Origin of the sequence: Streptomyces sp. NPDC007991 (assembly GCF_042958445.1) — a bacterium.
Classification (GTDB): Bacteria; Actinomycetota; Actinomycetes; order Streptomycetales; family Streptomycetaceae; genus Streptomyces.
Window position 1 is genome coordinate 110,468 of sequence record NZ_JBIBJD010000001.1, and the last position, 18,503, is coordinate 128,970.

Here is an 18,503-nt window from a genome sequence, read left to right on the forward strand (position 1 = left end):
GCCTCACGTCCGAAGCTGCTGACGTTCTGGGCTATCTGCCAGGTCTCGGTCTGTGGCCTTGATCACCGCGTCGAACAACCAGAGCAGCCGATACGACCGGGCTACCCCAAGCAGAAGCACTGCTTCCACTATCCAGTGGACGCCGCCGGGATCGGCCTCCGTGGTGTCCAGCACCGTGGCCAATAGGCAGACACCCGAGATCAAGAGGGTCGCCGACAGAATGCTGACCCAGTTCCGCCGGAATTGGGATGCCAAGTGTCCGGCGGTGCGCAGCGTGTGCATGCGCCTTCCCGTAGCGGCTGCGTACTGCGAGATTGCCGCGGTGACGAAGCTGCCGACCAAGGCTACGACGGTGGCGCCCGTCGTGTAGATCTCCAAGCGCTGTTCACGGTCGGGGGCACCGAAGATGTCGCCGCGTCCGGTCAGTGCGACCAGCAGACCATGCCCGCAGAGGGCGACCGCGGTCAGCAGCCAGTCCGCCGCCGGACGTGACCGCCATCGCTGTAGCAGTCCTCGTGCTGTTTCCACCAACCTCTGCATTTCCGCCCCTCCCCCGCGCGCCGCCACCAGGGCTTTCGCCCCAGCTGCCCTCCAGGCTAAAGGTCGGCACTGACAGCGGCCCGCAGCACCCTTTCATTCTCGTGGGAGACCCGCTCCAGCTTTTCGAGGGCCACTTGGAGGTCGATGGCGTGGCCGTCGCCGGAGGAGAACGGTACGACGCACTTCGCGGTGATGCGCTCGCTGACGAAGTCGATCTTCTCGTCGTCGGCCTCGCTGTGCCACGCCTCCATACGGGCCTGGGCGGCGGCGGTGTCGACAGCGTCGGAGTTGTCCAGCCAGTCTTCGATGTCGTTGGCAAACACCCGTGTGGAATCGAGGAGTCGGTTGTGCCCGCGGGCGCGGCGGCGAGGCGAGAGGGTGCGAGACTTCTTCGGCACCTCGAGTGTCAGGGTGATGACCATGTCCGGGTTGTCCTCGTGCATGCGGCTGAGGGCGGTGCCGAGATCGGAGCTGGCGCGCAGCGCGGAGGGGCTGTCGGGCGGCTCGGGGGCGATCTTAACCGTGAGTTTCTCGATGGCGACGGCGTGCATGAGCTTCTCCCGGGAGCGGGCGTTGACCACGGGCCGCAGCGCGATGTTGCGGACCTCGGGTGCAGCGGCGCGCATGCCGTCGAGCCAGCGCTTGAGCGCCTGGGCGCGAGGGGCAGAGATGCCGCCGGTCATAGTGGCGACGACGTTACCGAAGGGCAGGAAGTACACCGTGGTGACGTCCACGAGTTCCTTGTCGGCGGCGAGTTGGAGGCGGCTGAGCGTGCCGTCGACGTGGTCAATGAGCTGCGGTACGTCCTGGCGGGACTTGGCGAGGAGCAGGTGCGGGGTTGTCTGGTGAGGGTCGACGGCACCGATCAGGATGTCGTCGCCCACAGGTACGGTTCGCCGTGCGGGCGGTTGGGTGCACAGACGGCGGATGTGCGCTCCCCAGTCGCGGTGCGGAAGGCGGGAGCCGTCGGGAGCGTCGGCGTCGGCGATCTCGTAGAAGTGGACAACTCTGTCTCGGTTGCGTGCGGCCATGCCTGCGCTCCCCCGTGGCGGTCTCGGACGACGTTGGCCGACCAGCGTATCGAGAGTGCCGGCGGATGCCGAAACGATCAGGCCGGGCGAGACAAGTGTCGCCCCGACCCGGCCCGTTGGTCCTAGTCCTCCTCGAACTGGGCTTGCAGTTTCAGGGTGTTGGCATTCTCGGTCAGGGTGCGCACCTTGTCCTCGGGGAAACCGCCGGGCGCGGTCGCCTGGATTTCGACCGTGATCTCGACGTCGGCCCCGATGGCTTCGAGGTGCTGGAGGATCTCGAAGGCGTATTTCGTGGCGTGCTTGCTGTACTGCTCGGTGTCCAGCCGGGCATGGGCGTAGAAGCGGGTCGGGACCCGGGGCAGCGGGGTCGGCTCCGGAACAGAGGCGCCGGGCGCGGGGCGGGGCGGCACCGAGGATCCGCTGGAGCCCTGTCCTGTGCCGGTGCCGTCGTCGGCATCCTCGTCCTGATCGGCCGGTTCCTGGTGCCGGGCGGCGGCTGCCGCCAGGTCGGCGGCCTCCTGGGCGACGGCGAGGTCGGCCCGCACCAGCAGGGTGGAGTCGGTGATCTGGCCGAAGGAGCCGTTCCGGCAGGGCAGGACGAGCCCCTGGTAGCGGCCGGTGGCAGGGTCGTGGCCGGTGGCGAGGGCGAAGCCGTCGGTCTCCCAGGTGACGTGAGTGAGGACGTCCTCGACGCCCTGGTCGAGGACGGAGCGGTCGCGCAGCCGGTTCATGTACGGGTACTTGGTGTGCAGCTCCCACAGTCGGCCGACGGAGATGTGGCCATCCCGGTCCCACTCCTGACCCAACGCGTCCTTGACCCGCTGGTACAGGACGGCGGGAGCCTGCAGGACGTAGAGCATCCCCTGGCGCTTGAGACGGTCACCGACCTGGATCGCGGCGTCGTCGATGGCCTGCAGGTCGACCTTGAAGTTGACCCACTCGATCTTCGCACCCGGGATCTGCTCGGGGACCAGCACCCAGCGATAGGCCTTGCCCAGCCGGAGGCTGACCGTCTCGTCGGCCTTCTCCATCCGGGTCCTGGCCTGCGTCCTCTGGTTCTCCGTCAGGTCGAGCTGGACGTGCTGGGTGAGGACCTGCTTCCAGCCCAGGTACTCGCGGACGGCCTCCGCGACATCCTCGATCTCCTTGCGGTCGGGGGCGAGGAAGACGAGGGCGTTGCGGTGCTGCCGGGTGCTGGAGCGGTACTGGTCGAGGGCTTCTTGGGCGAAGCTCAGGGCCTCGGTGTCGGGCACGTCCCGGGCGCTGCGGTGGGTGAAGCGGGGGTGCAGCAGCACCAGGCGGGCGTTGTCGTTGTCCGGGATGTCGCTCGCGGGCAGCGGCGCCGCGTGAACGGCGTGGAACTGGCCGCGCACGCCCTGGACCACGCTGAGCCGTCGCACCACGTCCGCCCACACCTTGTCGACGTCGTCGAGGAGCTTGTTCGCCTCGTCCTTGGCAGTGCGGGTGATGTTGGCGTGGGTGTCGTACCAGTGCCGTTCGCCATCCCCGTAGAGATAGGTGGAGCGGTCGGCGAGGGCATTGAGCGCGGTGCGGAAGTTCCCCAGCGGCTCACCAGGAATGGCCATGCCGAGCCGGATGTGCGGCTCGGACAGGCCCTTGCGGGCGGCGTGCACTCGGGGCGCGGAGCCCATGAAGACGGTACGGGCCACGCGCCGGCTCATGCCGCGCTGCCCGAGCACGGGCTTCTCCGCGTCGACGGAGGCCGGGGTGGAGTCAGGCCCGTCGACGTCGGCGTCGATGATCGGCTTCCACCGGTCCTCCAGGTAGTACGTCAGCTCCTGGTTGACGCGGGTGTCATGTATGGGCACGTCACCCGGCATGATCATGGGGCTCTGGTTCTGGTCCCGCCACAGGGCGTAGATGACAGTGCTCATCAGCCGCAGCACACCCCGGGTGCGCTGGAACCTGGGCAGCGTGGACCAGTCCTCGTAGAGCCGGGCGAACAGCTCCGGATGGATCGGGTAGGTCGACTTGATCCGCCGCTCGTAGTCCATGGTGTCGCAGCCGGCCGGGAACTCGCGCTTCTCGGTGCCGTAGAACTGCGTGTAGAGCCGCGCCACTTTGTTGATCTCGGCCTGGACCTCGCTGGTGGCGGTCTGGAAGAGACGGCGGCGAACGATCTCGAAGGACTCGTCGGAACTGGCGGGCCGCCAGGCCTCGGCCTTGCGATGGACGACGTTCTGCAGCCGCTCCAGCGCGATGCGGTTGTTGTCCCCGCCGATGTCGTACTGGTCGGCGGCGCTGATCTCACCGGTGACGGAAGCCGGGATGGATACCAGCAGCTGGGCCCCGTCGACGGAGGCTACGGCCTCGGTGAGGGACTGCGCGAAGGAGAAGTGCGTCTCGAACGATCCGGCGGGCAGGTTGTCGTTGCCGAGCAGCGGACCGGCGTACTGCACCCACTCGTCGATGAGGATGACGCACGGCGCGTACGCGGCGATCAGGTCCTGGAGCAGGGCGGTGCCCGGGCTGGTACTGGTGCGGTCGGCCTCGGCGATGATGTCGTACGCCTGCCGGCCGCCGAGCCCCCAGGCGAGTTCGCCCCACATCGTGTTGACCCTGGTGCCGTCCGGCTTGGCTTTGGTCTGGGCGAGGCCCAGTTCGGTGCCGACCAGCACGGCCCGGTGGACCGTTCCGCCGGGCAACCCGCCCCCGGGCGCGTCGGCGATCAGCTCTTGTAGGTCCTGCGGCAGCCGGCTCACCTTCAGACCCGGAGCGTACAGGTGGTACAGCGCCATCATCGAGTGCGTCTTACCGCCGCCGAAGTTCGTCTGGAGGTTGATGACGGGGGCGGCGTTCGGGTCACCGCTGATCCGGCGCAGCGACTTGGCAAGCAGTTCCTCAAGACCCTCGGTGAGGTACGTCCGCTGGAAGAACTCCTCCGGTTCGGTGTACTCGGCGGCGCCCTTGCCGTGTGCCACCCGCCACAGGTCGGCGGCGAACTCGGAGGCGTTGAAGTCACCGCGCGCCACATCGTCGTGCGGGGTGAGAACATCACGCCAGGGCCGCAGGCCCTCGGCGGCTACGCTCGGCACCGCACGCGCACGGCGGGCCGCCTTCTTCGTCTCCTCCTCCGTCACCTGCCGGTGCAGCGTCTGCCGCGAGTCCCGGACCTGGTCGACGAGAGCAGGGTCCGCGTGCACGGCCCGCAGCAGCCGCTCCGCCGTGTCGAGTGCGCGCAGGGTGTCGTCCGCGGTGAACGACTCGCGGTTCTCCAACCGCTCCCGAACGTCGTTCATCTCGCTGGCGAACCCGCGGGCGCTACCCGGCAGCAGGTGGCGGAAGTAGGTGCTCCAGTACCGCTGGAGCAGGTTCAGCAGGAACTGCGGGTCCTGCTTACCGACATCCTTGCCCTGGTCCCTGGCCTCCTCCTCCGCGTCAAGGAACCAACTCTCGCCCTGCCGCTTGACCATCTCCCGCTCCAGGAAGGGCAGCAGCCCCTCCGCGAGGATTTCGATCATGCGGGTGACACGGTCTCGGTTGTTCACCGCCATGGTGCGGGTGTCCTGCCTTTCCGCCGGATGCGTCTGAGTGGGCCGGGCGATCAGAAGAGAGGTTGGTGCTGGGGTTTGCGCGGGCCGCGCTTCTCGGCCGCGCGGGCCTCGGTCTGGAGGTCGGACCAGGCACTGGCGAGGTTGTTGAACCGCTGCCCGCTCTCGGACCAGCGGCGCCGGTCGCAGATGCTGTAGAGCAGATGGGCGAGGTCGCGGATTGCGTCCTCGTCGAACTCGCCACGCGCCCGGATCCCGGCGAGCAGCTCACCGGCCGGTCCTACACCGGACTGGGCGCCCTTGCCGTCCAGCACCCGGGACAGGTGCATGGCGGCTTCCCACACGGAGATACGGACGTCGGTCTCCGGGTCGTACGAGTCCGGCAGGTCGGCCGGGGCGACGAGCCACACCTTGCTGTCGCCGGACGCGGTGACATGGGCGTCCTGGAGCCCCTTCACGGACACGTTGTACGCCTTCGCTAGCGTCTCGGCGTCGCCGAACGTGCCCTTGCCCCACTGGAACTGCTCGAACCAACGGATCGCCCACCTGGTGTCCTGGTCGAACTCGCCCTCTTGTTCGTTGAGTACGTCGGCGAGTACGTCGTTGATGAGCCCGAGTGCGGTACGTACGCGCATCGGTGTGCCGTCGGGCTCTGTGACCTTCGCGTAGCGCGAGAACACGGCGATGCCGGGGCCGATGGCGGACTGCGGGAGGTCGACGGGGGCGAGGTTGCCCTCCTGCAACTTCCGCAACTTGTCAGGGAGTTCACTGCGCAGAGCGCGGAGGAAGCCGCGGCGGTCGATGGAGCCTGCAGTGACGTGGCGGGGGCGGCAGGCCAAGACCACCGAGGAGGCAAGGGCGTTGGAGCCGATGTCGCGGGACCGGCCGGTCCTCTCGGTACGGACCGGCCAGGTGCCAGTGACCGACCAGCCGGCCTCGATCATGCCGCTGAGCAGGGTCTCCCAGCCAGTCGAGGCGGTGCCGTCTTCCGCGTCGGTCTCCGACTGCTTGAACGCGTAGTACACGGTGAGCGGATAGTCCGGGTGGTGGCCTGCTCGCATGTGCGTGAACGTCTCGACGAAGCCGCGCTCGAAGTGCTTCTCGGCGGCCTCCCAGTTTCCGTTGTGGCGGAACGGGGTGGCGATGAGCTCGGGCTCCTTGGGAGTGAGGATCGTGCTCATGACCTCGGGATAGATGGTGCCCAGGGAACGGCGGAGCCAGACGTAAAAGAAGTCGGCGAGGTCGGCGTAGCCGATGTTGTCGTAATACGGGGGGTCGGTATTGATGACGTAATTATCGTAGGGACGGGTGCTGGCGTCGGCCTGCGCAACATGACCAGGCATACGCTCCGCAGGTAGAGCGTCTAGCACGGCTGATACTCGGCGCAGAGATTCAGAGATGCTGCCGGTCGACGTAAAGAAGGGGTTTCCTTCAGCAAAGTCCCAAGTCATTTGGAGGGTCTGCCTTGAGAAGGTCGCCCTGACGTGCTGCTTTGTGCCGTTAGAGTCCCAGGTACTAATCGAGGATGACTCGTTGGCCAGCCGCGAGGCAGCAAAAGCAAGGTACGTCGATACTGTCTTGGCGTACTCTGCAGCGTCCCTATCCGGCAAGCCCGCATGCCGAGCATCCCGCTCAACCCTCTCCCGCGCCTCGCCCACCAGATCGCTGAACGTGGTCATCGCGAGCAGTTGCCGGTTAGTGAACAGGTCCGCATGCTTCCGCATACCATACCCCTGCACCCTGAACCCCAGGGCCTGCTCGGGCAGTTCGGACTCAGGCACATCGACAGGTCGTCCCACTTCCGCCGCCCCCACATGCTCCGCAGTAGGCGGCAGATAGATGCGCTGCCGCTTCCCCTCCGCAACCACGGCCATCATGACGGCGCCCATCCGCCCGGCCTTGCCTTCGGTCCGCACATACTCCAGCGGGGCCCGATCGCCACACACGAGGCATTCGGCACTCTTGCCGTCCACTGTCCCGGCACGGGGCTCGCCCCCGGGGCCGCCGATCGTAAACGTCACCTCCCCGTCCACCGGCTCGGGGACTACGTAGCAGGGCCGGTCCTTCTTCTTACTCAGCCAGAAGGACCGAACCAGCGGCATCTCGGCCGGACAAGCCGGGTCGCGACAGGCCACCGTCCGCGCCCAGAGCCAAGCAATGACCGGCGCCTCACTCCCGTCCTCCCGCTTGGCCTTCGGGTAGTGCGAGCCGATCTTTGCGTACGCCTGCTCCCGCATCCACTTCCCGTACTGCCGCACATCCTCCGCGAGCCCGCTCGCTCCCCGCCAGCTCCCCTCGTGCCGCAGCTCCGCAGTCGGAGACACAGGCTTGCGGCCGGCCCACTTCGGCGGGATCTCGACCAACGCCTTGTTGATGACGACCGGCACCGGATTCAGGTCACTGGCGTGAGCCTGGAGCCCCAGTCGATGCGCCTCCAGCGGAATCGTGCCGCCACCCGCGAACGGGTCGAGCACCGGCGGAAGCGGACCGTCACCGTGCGACTCGACGATCTTCTCCCGGACCTTGCGCATGATCCGCTCGTCGCGCGTGGCCTCCCAGGGGACCATCTCCTCGATGAGGTCAAACAACCGCTGCCGTTCGGCCTTCTGCTCCTCCTCCCCCTTATAGAGATCAGGCCGCGCGGACGGGTCGTCCACGAGCTGAGCGAAGAGCATCGCGCGCGCAGCCGCCAGCGGCCGGCGGGCCCACCACAGGTGGAGCGTGGACGGGTGCCCGTGCCGGATGGACTTCTCCCGGGCCGACTCCCTGTTGATCGCCTCCAGCGGCAGGGAGACCTCGATGAGCTTGGTGCGGCGCTCCGGGGCCGGAGCCGGGGCCGTCTCTTCCGTTGCACCGCTCACTGCGGGGTTCCTCCCTTGTTCCAGGCGTCCTGCCAGGACAGCAGGAGACCCTCAGTCTTCAGGTCGCCGAAGTCGGTGTCGGCGAAGGCGTCGGTCAGGTACCGGATCTCGTCGTGTTCCGGGCCGTGAGGGCTGACGGAAACCAGGGCGAGACGATGCTGCGCACCCCGGTTCTTGGCGACGAGGACCTCGTTCCGGCTGACGTAGAAGTGCTCCGCGCCCTCCCGGCGGCCCTTTACCTCGATGTGCACGAGGTGACCGTCCAGAGTAAGGGATCGGATGTCGTAGCCGGGGTTGTTGTGGGCCATCTCCTCGGGAGCGCGACCCAGGCGCCGCTCGGCATTGAGGACGGCAGCGACGGCACGGCGGTCAGTCTCGTAACCGTCGGCCGCGTGCAGGGCGTCCAGCGCGGCCCTCTCTGCAGGCGTCTCGGCAGGGCCGAGGTGACGGGCCAACCAGCCGACGGGTACGACGAGCGCGCAGCCGGCAACGACGGGCGGGCGAGCCTGGAGGGCCTGATCCCTGTCGAGGGCGGCGAGGCGCTGCTCGCGGCGCCGTTCAAGGTCCTCGGCCCAGGCGCGGGCGGTCTCGGGGCGGTGGCGGACCTTCTTACCCTCGGCAAGGTCGAGTTCGAGTTTGCCGGCCTGGGCGTACCAAAAGCTGATCTCCTGGCGGAGGCGCTGCTCGACCTGGGCACGGGTGCGGTCGATGACCGGCAGGAGGCGTTCCCGGGTCCGGGCGAGGTGCTGGGGTACCGCCTCCCGCACGGCCCACTCCATCGCTCGGGCGGGGCCACCCTCGCGCAGCCAGTCCTCCTTGAGCAGGACCGCCGCCGCTTCAGCCTCTCTCGGCGTGGGCGGGCGGTAATCGAGGTAGGGGGCGGGGCCGGCGTCGTGGGCCGTGCCGTCAGGATGGAGTTCCACGAAGGCGAAGGAGCGGTCAACCGAGCGGCGGTGCCCGTCGACGACATCCTGGATCAGCGCGGTCAGCAGCCGGGGCCGGGTGCCTGCGTCGGAGGCGTCGACGAGGACCGTGCCCCGGGTAAGTAGGTCGCCGTGGCGGTGGACCGTTTCCTCCAGTACGGCCTCGAAGAGCGGGTGCCCGGGAGCGATCAGATCGGCGCGGGCGGCACCCGGCACGGTGACGCGATCACGGTCGAAGCAGACGCGCTCGTAGCGCCGCTGCACGACCCCGCCGAGGCCTCGCCCGAAGCGCCCGGTGTCACGCAGCACGGCAGGGATGTGGGTGATCTCGTATCGGCCGCTCTCCCGGGCCCTCAGGTGGCCTCCGAGACGGTCGAAGGCGTCACGGAAGAAAGCGCGTATGTAGTGCGGGTGCAACCGCTTGGCCTGGGCCTCCTCCATCCGCAGCCGTACCGCCTGAACGTCCTCCAGGCCCATCACATGGGCGTCGAGTGCCAAACCCTTGATCAGCTCCACGGCGCGCTCACCGACCCGGGCGTCAATGACCTTGTCCAGCCTGCTCTTGACCTCGGGCTGGTCGCCGTAGCGGATGGCCTGGAGGAGGAGGCCGCGCAGCGGTTCGCCCTCGAAGAGCTCGCCCAGGACGTTGTAGACCTTGCCCTCGTACGCCTTCGACTGCTGTTCGATCTTGTCGAGGAGCCGCTGGAAGACCTGGCCCTCGCGGGTGTCGGCGGCGACCAGGTTCCACAGGTGGCAGACCTCGGTCTGGCCGATGCGGTGGATGCGGCCGAAGCGCTGCTCGATGCGGTTGGGGTTCCACGGCAGGTCGTAGTTGACCATGAGGTGGGCGCGCTGGAGGTTCAGGCCCTCGCCAGCGGCGTCGGTGGCGACGAGGACGCGGACCTCGGGGTCCTGGTTGAAGGCGTCACGGATGTCACGGCGGTGCTGACGCGGGGTACCGCCGTGGATGGCGACGACCGCCTCAGGGCGGCCTATCAGGTTCCTGATACGGCGACAGAGGTAGTCCAGCGTGTCGCGGTGCTCGGTGAAGACGATCAGCTTGCGCGGTACGCCTTGCTCGTCCCGCATCAGCGGTTCATCCTCGAGCAGCCCCGACAGTTCCCGCCACTTTCGGTCGTCGCCGGAAGCCAGCACCCGCCCCGCGAGACCCTCCAGTTCGCGCAGCGCGGCAATCTCCAGCTCCAGCTCCTGGAGGGTGCGGGCGGCAGTCGCGGCGTCGACGACCTGCTCCTCCAACTCCTCCAGCTCACCGCCGGTCAGGTCGTCCAGCTCGTCCTCGGCCGGGACGGACGGGAGGGCCGGGACAGGCGCGGCACCAGACGCGACCACGGGCTGACCCGACAGCATCTCCTGGCGCCGGGCCTCCAGCCGCAGCCGCCTGCGTTCCAGGGAACGGTGGATCGCTGCCGGACTGGAGGCGAGGCGGCGCTGGAGGATGGTGAGCGCGAAACCGACCTGGTTGCCGCGCCGCCCGTCCAGCCGCTCCGCCCGGTTCATCTCTCGGCGGACGTACTCCGTGACCTGCTCGTACAGCTCGTGCTCGGCGGGCGAGAGGTCGTAGGGCACGGTATAGGCGCGACGCTCGGGGAAGAGCCTGCGGCCGTCGAAGGTGAGCAGGTCCTCCTTGATCATGCGGCGCATCAGCCCTGAGACGTCGTGCCGGTGGATGCCCGCCCGGTACCGGCCGCTGAAGCGGTCGCTGTCCAGCAGTGTCATGAACAGCTGGAAGTCCTCCTCCTTGCCCGCGTGCGGGGTGGCGGTCATCAGGAGCAGGTGCCGGGTGAGGCGGCCGAGGAGGCGGCCCAGCTCGTAGCGCTTGGTGGTCTTCAGCTCCGTACCGAAGTAGCTGGCGCTCATCCGGTGCGCCTCGTCGACGACGACCAGGTCCCAGCCGCTCTCCCCGAGCAGCCGCTTCAGGTCGTCGGAGCGGGCCAGGCCGTCCATGCGCGCGATGAGCCGCGGATGCCGGTCGAAGACGTTACCGTCGATCGTCGTGTCGATCAGCTGCCGGGTGAGCAGGGTGAAGTCGAGGCCGAACTTCTCCAGCAGCTCGTCCTGCCACTGCTCGACCAGCCCGCCGGGCGCGACGATCAGGCAGCGCTCCAGGTCGCCACGGAGGGCCAGCTCCTTGATGTAGAGCCCGGCCATGATCGTCTTGCCTGCGCCGGGGTCGTCGGCGAGAAGAAACCGTAGCGGGGTGCGTGGCAGGAGCTCGTTGTAGACAGCCTGGATCTGGTGGGGTAGCGGGTCGAGGAGGCTGGTGGACACCGCGAGCATGGCGTCGCCGCGCGCTGCCATCCGGATCCGCAGTGCCTCGGCCGCCAGCCGGAACAGCCCGGGATCCGCGTCGAAGCCGCCGCCCTGTGCCCCTGGGGTCACCTCGGCCAGCCGGTGCACGTCCTCCTCGTAGAGAATCGTCTCCTCCACGGTGCCGTCAGAACGGCGGTACGTCACCTGGGCAGCGGCAGTTCCGAACATCTGCAACGCGACGACTGCGACGTCTACGCCGGGGGTGACGCCCGCCACCACGCGGCCAGGAGTGAGGTCTTCAAGCCGGAGGGGGCGTTGTTCAGACATCCTTAGCCTCCTGCCGACTGCACCCCGTGGTCACACGCATAGCGGAGTCCAATGATGCCTCAGCTGGAACCTCGTGCGTCCCGAGGTACAGATGTGACGGCGTCCTTCTACCATCCCGCGACGAACGTGGCAGCGCCCGGGAGCAGGCAGGACTCCGCCTTCTGGTGGCGCAGCCGAGACATCGAGAAAAGACGGCAATCGGCCAAGACCATCTGTGCAGGTCGCAGGCGGTACGGCGTAGTGTCGCAGGCAGGGCAGCGGGACGGTAATGCTTAACCCAGGATATTTCCAAGCTCACGCTTCTAAACGACCTGCGCGTATGCATGCCAAGCACAGCGCTCACCCATCCATACTGCGCGACTACCTCGACTAGTCGTCACGCTCGTACGACGTGGAAGGCCCGGTTCCCCTCAGGGACCGGGCCTTCTTCATGCCTCTCCGCGGGTGCGGGCCACCACGGAGTGAATCACTCTGGGTGTCTCGCCGACATCACGGAGTGAGGAGTATGTATGCGTCGTCACTTTGCCCGGGCCCTGGCCAGACCGCTGGTCGTAGCAGCCGCGATATCAGCCCTGTCAATGGGCTCCAGTGGGCCTGTGGCTGCCGACAGGGTGGTCATAGGAGGATTTCCCGTCGACGCCTCGGAGAGCCCCTGGACGGTGGCCCTGTCCAGCCGTGACCGGTTCGGGGGTACGCGCGCGGGCCAGTTCTGCGGCGGCGCTGTGGTCGGCCGCAGCACCGTGCTCACCGCGGCTCACTGCGTGGACGAGGAGGTCCTGGGCGGGCCACCGGAGCGCGTACGCGATCTCAGGGTCATAGCCGGGCGCACAGACCTGGTCTCGGACCGCGGTGGCCGGGAGATCGCCGTGCGGGACACCTGGGTGAACCCGGACTACGACGGTGTCACCAATGCCGGAGACTTCGCCGTACTCACGCTGGCCGAGCCTCTCCCGGCCGAGTCGGTCATCGGCATGGCGGCCGGCGGTGACCCCGCCTACGCCGTGGGCGGGGCCGCGACGGTGTACGGATGGGGCGACGTCTCGGGCGCCGGGGAGTACCCGAACAGCCTTCGGGCGGCACGCGTGCGTGTGCTTCCCGACGCTCTCTGTGAGGAGGCGTACCCGGGAGGCGCGGACGGCGTCTACGACGCCAGGAGCATGCTGTGCGCCGGAGAAGCGGAGGGGGGCCGGGACGCCTGTCAGGGTGACAGCGGAGGGCCGCTGGTGGCCCAGGGACGGCTGATCGGACTCGTGTCCTGGGGGATCGGCTGCGGTCGGGCCGGCAACCCAGGGGTGTACATGCGGGTGTCCGACATCGTGCGCACGCCGGGCTGGCCACGGAGTTGAAGCTGGCCGCGGGCGTGAAGGCGACGCCGGCCATGGGTACACGGGCGAAGCCGGGCACCGTGTGAAAGTCATGTGCACGTTCGGCTGGACGCGGATGTGAAGAAGACGCGCGGCGCGCACAGAAGGACCTGGGCGAACGCGTGGAGACGAGAACGGGCGGCTGCCTCGGTGGTGGAGGCAGCCGCCCGTTCACCGGCCTGTGCCGGGCTGGCTCGTCGTCGGACGCGAGGTGTCAGCGCTCTTCTTCGGAGGCAGTCGCGGGAGCGGACGTCAGCCGCTCCGTCTCGTCCTGTATCTCAGCGGCGATCTTCTTGAGTTCCGGCTCGAACTTGCGCCCGTGGTGGGCACAGAAGAGCAGTTCTCCGCCGCTGAGCAGGACGACGCGCAGGTACGCCTGGGCGCCGCAGCGGTCGCAGCGATCAGCGGCCGTCAACTGGCTCGCAGGGGTCAGAACAGTAGTCACGTCGCCTCTTCTCTAGCTCGACGAGCTGTCGTACCAGGGTCAACATCCAACCAGCCCCAAAACGTTCCCGCTCGTGGCTTTTCCTCGAAAAATCTTTGCGAGGCGGCTGTCTGCTGCCGGTTGGCGGCGAATGTGCCGTATTGCGTGTCTATGTGTCTTACGGAGCTTCGCGTTGTATTGGTGGTCGGTCCTCCCGGCTGGGTTGCCGGTTGTTCATGAGGACGTGCCCGGAGCCTAAATGGTTCATGCCTGGAAGGGAACGTGATGTGTGCTTCACTCCAACGAGGGATCGAACAGGCATGCGAGTCTGGACTAGGGTGAGTTTCCGACGAGGGTGGCGTTACAACGGCTCTACCAGGCCTCGGTACCCTCTCACCGGTGACTGAAGCCGCGCCCTTACCCGTGAGGGCCCCATCTGAAATTCAGCGAGGAGCGAACCGCGTGACCGCCGAAACGTCCGTGCCGTCCACAGCTCTGCTGGCAGGAGCAGACCGGGACGGTTCCAACTACACCGCGCGGCACCTGCTCGTCCTCGAGGGGCTCGAGGCCGTGCGGAAGCGCCCCGGTATGTACATCGGGTCGACCGACAGCCGCGGCCTGATGCACTGCCTCTGGGAGATCATCGACAACTCCGTCGACGAGGCCCTCGGCGGCTACTGCGACCACATCGAAGTCATCCTCCAGGACGACGGCTCGGTCGAGGTCCGGGACAACGGCCGTGGCATCCCGGTCGACGTCGAGCCCAAGACCGGCCTGTCCGGTATCGAGGTCGTCATGACCAAGCTGCACGCCGGCGGCAAGTTCGGAGGCGGCTCGTACGCCGCCTCCGGCGGTCTGCACGGCGTCGGTGCCTCCGTGGTGAACGCCCTGTCCGCCCGGCTGGACGTCGAGGTGGACCGCGGTGGGCACACCCACGCGATCAGCTTCCGGCGCGGCGTCCCCGGAGCCTTCGCAGGAAACGGCCCGGACGCCAAGTTCGAGGCCAAGAGCGGCCTGCGCAAGGCCAAGAAGATCCCCAAGACCCGCACCGGCACGCGCGTGCGGTACTGGGCCGACCGCCAGATCTTCCTCAAGGACGCCAAGCTCTCGCTGGAGAATCTGCACCAGCGGGCCCGCCAGACCGCGTTCCTGGTGCCCGGCCTGACCATCGTCGTACGCGACGAGTACGGGCTCGGCGAGGGCGGCAGCAAGGGCGAGGAGTCCTTCCGTTTCGACGGCGGGATCAGCGAGTTCTGCGAGTACCTGGCGAACGACAAGCCGGTCTGCGACGTCCTCCGCTTCTCCGGCCAGGGCACCTTCAAGGAGACGGTCCCCGTCCTGGACGACCACGGCCAGATGACCCCCACCGAGGTCACCCGCGAACTCGGCGTCGACGTCGCGCTGCGCTGGGGAACCGGCTACGACACGACGCTCAGGTCGTTCGTCAACATCATCGCCACCCCCAAGGGCGGCACCCACGTCGCCGGCTTCGAGCAGGCCGTCGCCAAGACGATGAACGAGGTGCTGCGCACCAAGAAGCTCCTGCGCGTCGCCGAGGACGACATCGTCAAGGACGATGCCCTGGAGGGCCTGACCGCGGTCGTCACCGTGCGTCTCGCCGAGCCGCAGTTCGAAGGCCAGACCAAGGAGGTCCTCGGGACCTCGGCGGCCCGCCGCATCGTGAACAACGTGGTCAGCAAGGAGCTCAAGGCGTTCCTGACGTCCACGAAGCGGGACGCCGCCCAGCAGGCCCGTGTCGTGATGGAGAAGGCCGTCGCCGCGGCCCGTACGCGCATCGCCGCCCGGCAGCACAAGGACGCACAGCGCCGTAAGACGGCCCTGGAGTCCTCCTCGCTGCCGGCGAAACTCGCCGACTGCCGCAGCGACGACGTCGACCGCAGCGAGCTGTTCATCGTCGAGGGCGATTCCGCGCTCGGTACGGCGAAGCTCGCCCGTAACTCCGAGTTCCAGGCGCTGCTGCCGATCCGGGGCAAGATCCTCAACGTCCAGAAGTCGTCCGTGACGGACATGCTCAAGAACGCCGAGTGCGGTGCGATCATCCAGGTCATAGGAGCCGGATCGGGCCGGACCTTCGACATCGACACGGCCCGGTACGGCAAGATCATCATGATGACCGACGCCGACGTCGACGGCTCGCACATCCGCACACTGCTCCTGACCCTGTTCCACCGCTACATGCGGCCCATGGTCGAGGCCGGCCGGGTCTTCGCGGCGGTGCCGCCGTTGCACCGCATCGAGATCGTCCAGCCGAAGAAGGGCCAGGACAAATACATCTACACGTACTCGGACCGGGAACTGCGCGACAAGCTCATGGAGCTCCAGAGCAAGGGCATCCGCTACAAGGACTCGATCCAGCGCTACAAGGGCCTCGGCGAGATGGACGCCGACCAGCTGGCCGAGACGACCATGGACCCGCGCCACCGCACCCTGCGCCGGATCAACCTCTCCGACCTGGAGGCCGCCGAGCAGGTCTTCGACCTGCTGATGGGTAACGACGTCGCGCCGCGCAAGGAGTTCATCTCCAACTCGGCGGCGACGCTGGACCGGTCACGGATCGACGCGTAGCCGCTATGCGGCTTTCGCCTCGCCCTGGCCGGGCTGGGTGAGTTGGGTGTCGGTGATCTGAGCGGGAGGGGGTGGCTCGGTCACCCTCCGCCGGCGACCGCTGGGCGCTTGTGGGGCAGTTGTGCGGCTTGGGGCGATCGGGGCCCCTGCCCGAGCCGTTTGTCCACCCCTGGGTGGAGAGGCCCCCGGTCGGGGATCCACCCTTGATCCACCCGCACGCCGATCCCCTGACCGGGCGATTTCCGTAACGTCGAAGGCGTCGGCGACACCGCTGCCGACATCCCCTTCTCGCTCACGGAGGTCGTGATGTCCGGGCTCGTCGACACGCTGGTGATCGTGGTCGTGGCCATGCTGGTGATCGCCCGGCAGTTCCGCGCAACCCCCATCGACGGCGAGCGCCGCTGGTGGCTCCTGCCCGCCGTCCTGGCCGTTGTCGCACTGCGCGAGCCCGGCATACTCGACGACCGTCACCAGACGGCATCGGCGCTGCTGCTCGGAGCCGAACTGCTCGTCGGCCTGGCCACCGGGGCGGGCTGGGCCTGGACCACCCGCATATGGAGCGAGCCGAACGGCACCGTGTGGAGCAAGAGCAGCACGGCGAGCGTCGCCGTCTGGGGCGTCGGAATCGGGCTGCGCGTCGGGCTCTTCGCGCTCGGCGCCGCGATGGGCGTTCACCAGGACAGTTCCGCCCTCCTGCTGGGGCTCGCCGGCACCCTGCTCGTCCGAGCCGGAATCCTGGCCTGGCGCGGTCGGTTGCTGCGCCCTGCCCAGAACTCGGGCCGGGCGTACCGTCACAGCACGATGGCGCCTGCGGGGAAGGAGCGCGTGTGAAGAAGAACGCCTGGACACGCTGGCCTCCCCGGGAGGCGCTCAGCCGCGACGGACTCTCGCGCTCCCGGTGTCTGCTGGCCTGGACGGTGCGTGCTCTGGTCCTCGGCGTGCTGATGTGGGGGGCCTTCGCCGAGAGCGAGGCGCGTGGCTGGAAGGCGGTGGCCGGAGCCGGCGTGGTGCTTCTGGCGGCACTGCTTGCCTGGGTGTTCTTCCGGACCACGCTCCAGCACCGGCTGTGGCCGTCGCTGGCGTTGCTCGCCCTGCTTCAGTGCGTCGCGGTCGTGGCCCACTTGTCGGGCTTCAAGGCCGCGGCCCTGGTCATGTGGTGTGGATGCGCCGTCTCGGCGCTGGAGCGGCTCCCGCCGGCAGTCGCCCTCGGCGCGGCGGGCGTGGCGCTCGGTTCGTTCGGGGTTGTCAACAACGACGACCCGCTGACGTCCGTGGTCACCGGCGTCGGCCTCGCCCTGGCCGGTTACACGCTGCGTCTGGATGCCGAGGCCCGCGGCAACGCCCAGCGACTGCTCTCCCAGGAGCGGGCAGCCCGTGCGGCCGAAGCGGAGACGGCGGCGCTCGCGGAGCGGGCCCGCATAGCCCGGGAGATTCACGACGTGCTGGCGCACAGCCTTTCTGCCCAGCTCGTACACCTGGAGGCGGCCCGGTTGCTGATCGAGCGCGGAGGGGAGCGGGAGCGGGTTCTCGAACGAGTGGTGGCCGCACGGGAGATGGCGCGTGGCGGGCTGGCCGAGACACGGCAGGCGCTCTCCGCCCTGCGTGGGGATCTGACACCCCTGGAGGAGTTCCTGAACCAATTGGTGGGATCCACCGACGGTGCCGAGATCACCATCACGGGTGAACGCAGAGCGTTGCCGACCGAGGCTTCGCAGGCTGTGCGCAGAGCGGCTCAGGAGGCTCTGACGAATGCCCGCAAGCACGCCCCGGGCGCCAAGGTGAGCCTGCGGCTCGACTACAACACGCACGAAGTGACCCTGGATGTGCGGGACTCGGGCGGCTCGCCGGGCGAGCTGACCGGGGAGGGAGCCGGGTACGGTCTGCTGGGCATGCGGGAGCGAGCAGAGCTGCTGGGCGGTTCGCTCGAGGCCGGGCCGGGTGAGGAGGGGTTCGTGGTGACGTTGAAGGTGCCGGCATGACGGAGGAGGCCGAGCGGAAGACCGCTCGGGTGGTGGTCGCGGACGACCAGACCGTGGTGCGGGAGGGCATCGTGATGCTGCTCGGACTGCTGCCCGGGATCGAGGTCGTCGGCGCGGCGGGAGACGGCGAGGAGGCGGTGCGACTCGCCGCCGAGGTCGCCCCGGACGTGGTGCTGATGGACCTGCGGATGCCTCGCTGCGACGGAGTGGAGGCGACCCGCAGGATCCGCGCGGAGCACCCGGGGACGCAGGTCGTGGTGCTCACGACGTATGCGGACGACGAGTCGCTCTTCCCCGCGCTGGCAGCGGGAGCGCGCGGCTACCTCACGAAGGACGCCGGCGGAGAGGAGATCGTGCGGGCCGTGCACAGCGTGCTGTCGGGGGACGCGGGACTCGCCCCCAGCATCCAGAGGCGGCTGCTGGAGCGTCTGACGGAGACCGAGGTGAGACCGGCCGCGCCGCCCGAGGCGCCGGACGGGCTCACCGTGCGGGAGACGGAGGTGCTGCTGCTCATCGCCGAGGGTCTCAGCAACCAGGAGATCGGCCGCAGGTTGCATGTCTCCACCGCGACCGTGAAGACCCACATCAACAACCTGTTCGCCAAGACGGGGCTCAAGGACCGTGCGCAGGCGGTGCGTTACGCCTATGGAAAGGGCCTCGTGCGGCCACCGGCGGGTTGAGTCAC

The 18,503-nt window shown here is 68.4% G+C and carries 11 protein-coding genes; 5 read left to right on the top strand and 6 right to left on the bottom strand.

The window, feature by feature from the left end; genetic code table 11:
- Positions 1 to 3: 3 nt before the first annotated feature.
- From ACFZDA_RS00440 to ACFZDA_RS00460, 5 genes are all read right to left on the bottom strand, one after another.
- Positions 4 to 540: a hypothetical protein gene (locus ACFZDA_RS00440; protein ID WP_391072685.1), complete on the bottom strand. Its 537-nt coding sequence runs from the start codon at positions 538 to 540 to the stop codon at positions 4 to 6.
- A gap of 56 nt (positions 541 to 596) precedes the next feature.
- Complete coding sequence (locus ACFZDA_RS00445; protein WP_391072688.1) at positions 597 to 1,571, bottom strand: hypothetical protein; 975 nt, start codon at positions 1,569 to 1,571, stop codon at positions 597 to 599.
- A gap of 122 nt (positions 1,572 to 1,693) precedes the next feature.
- Positions 1,694 to 5,086, bottom strand: a complete 3,393-nt coding sequence (locus ACFZDA_RS00450; protein WP_391072691.1) for a DUF499 domain-containing protein — start codon at positions 5,084 to 5,086, stop codon at positions 1,694 to 1,696.
- Between the two features lie 50 nt (positions 5,087 to 5,136).
- On the bottom strand, positions 5,137 to 7,944 hold the full coding sequence (locus tag ACFZDA_RS00455; protein WP_391072694.1) for a DUF1156 domain-containing protein: 2,808 nt from the start codon (positions 7,942 to 7,944) through the stop codon (positions 5,137 to 5,139).
- On the bottom strand, positions 7,941 to 11,465 hold the full coding sequence (locus ACFZDA_RS00460) for a helicase-related protein (protein WP_391072696.1): 3,525 nt from the start codon (positions 11,463 to 11,465) through the stop codon (positions 7,941 to 7,943). The genes ACFZDA_RS00455 and ACFZDA_RS00460 overlap by 4 nt, the downstream gene beginning before the upstream one ends.
- 509 nt (positions 11,466 to 11,974) lie before the next feature.
- On the opposite strand from ACFZDA_RS00460, the gene ACFZDA_RS00465 reads away from it, so the two are divergent.
- Positions 11,975 to 12,811, top strand: a complete 837-nt coding sequence (locus ACFZDA_RS00465) for a trypsin-like serine protease (RefSeq protein WP_391072699.1) — start codon at positions 11,975 to 11,977, stop codon at positions 12,809 to 12,811.
- Between the two features lie 232 nt (positions 12,812 to 13,043).
- On the opposite strand, the gene ACFZDA_RS00470 is transcribed toward ACFZDA_RS00465, so the two are convergent.
- A complete protein-coding gene (locus ACFZDA_RS00470; RefSeq protein WP_010034922.1) occupies positions 13,044 to 13,274 on the bottom strand; it encodes a hypothetical protein in 231 nt (76 codons plus the stop codon).
- Positions 13,275 to 13,715: 441 nt separating this feature from the next.
- Between ACFZDA_RS00470 and ACFZDA_RS00475 the strand changes: the two genes are divergently transcribed.
- The 4 genes from ACFZDA_RS00475 to ACFZDA_RS00490 all read left to right on the top strand — a co-directional run bounded on the left by ACFZDA_RS00475 (position 13,716) and on the right by ACFZDA_RS00490 (position 18,498).
- Positions 13,716 to 15,839, top strand: a complete 2,124-nt coding sequence (locus tag ACFZDA_RS00475; protein WP_391072701.1) for a DNA gyrase subunit B — start codon at positions 13,716 to 13,718, stop codon at positions 15,837 to 15,839.
- Between the two features lie 306 nt (positions 15,840 to 16,145).
- Positions 16,146 to 16,670: a DUF1453 domain-containing protein gene (locus ACFZDA_RS00480; RefSeq protein WP_391072704.1), complete on the top strand. Its 525-nt coding sequence runs from the start codon at positions 16,146 to 16,148 to the stop codon at positions 16,668 to 16,670.
- Positions 16,667 to 17,818: a histidine kinase gene (locus ACFZDA_RS00485; RefSeq protein WP_391072707.1), complete on the top strand. Its 1,152-nt coding sequence runs from the start codon at positions 16,667 to 16,669 to the stop codon at positions 17,816 to 17,818. Before ACFZDA_RS00480 ends, ACFZDA_RS00485 begins: the two co-directional genes overlap by 4 nt.
- Positions 17,815 to 18,498: a response regulator gene (locus tag ACFZDA_RS00490; protein WP_391072709.1), complete on the top strand. Its 684-nt coding sequence runs from the start codon at positions 17,815 to 17,817 to the stop codon at positions 18,496 to 18,498. Before ACFZDA_RS00485 ends, ACFZDA_RS00490 begins: the two co-directional genes overlap by 4 nt.
- Positions 18,499 to 18,503 lie beyond the last annotated feature (5 nt).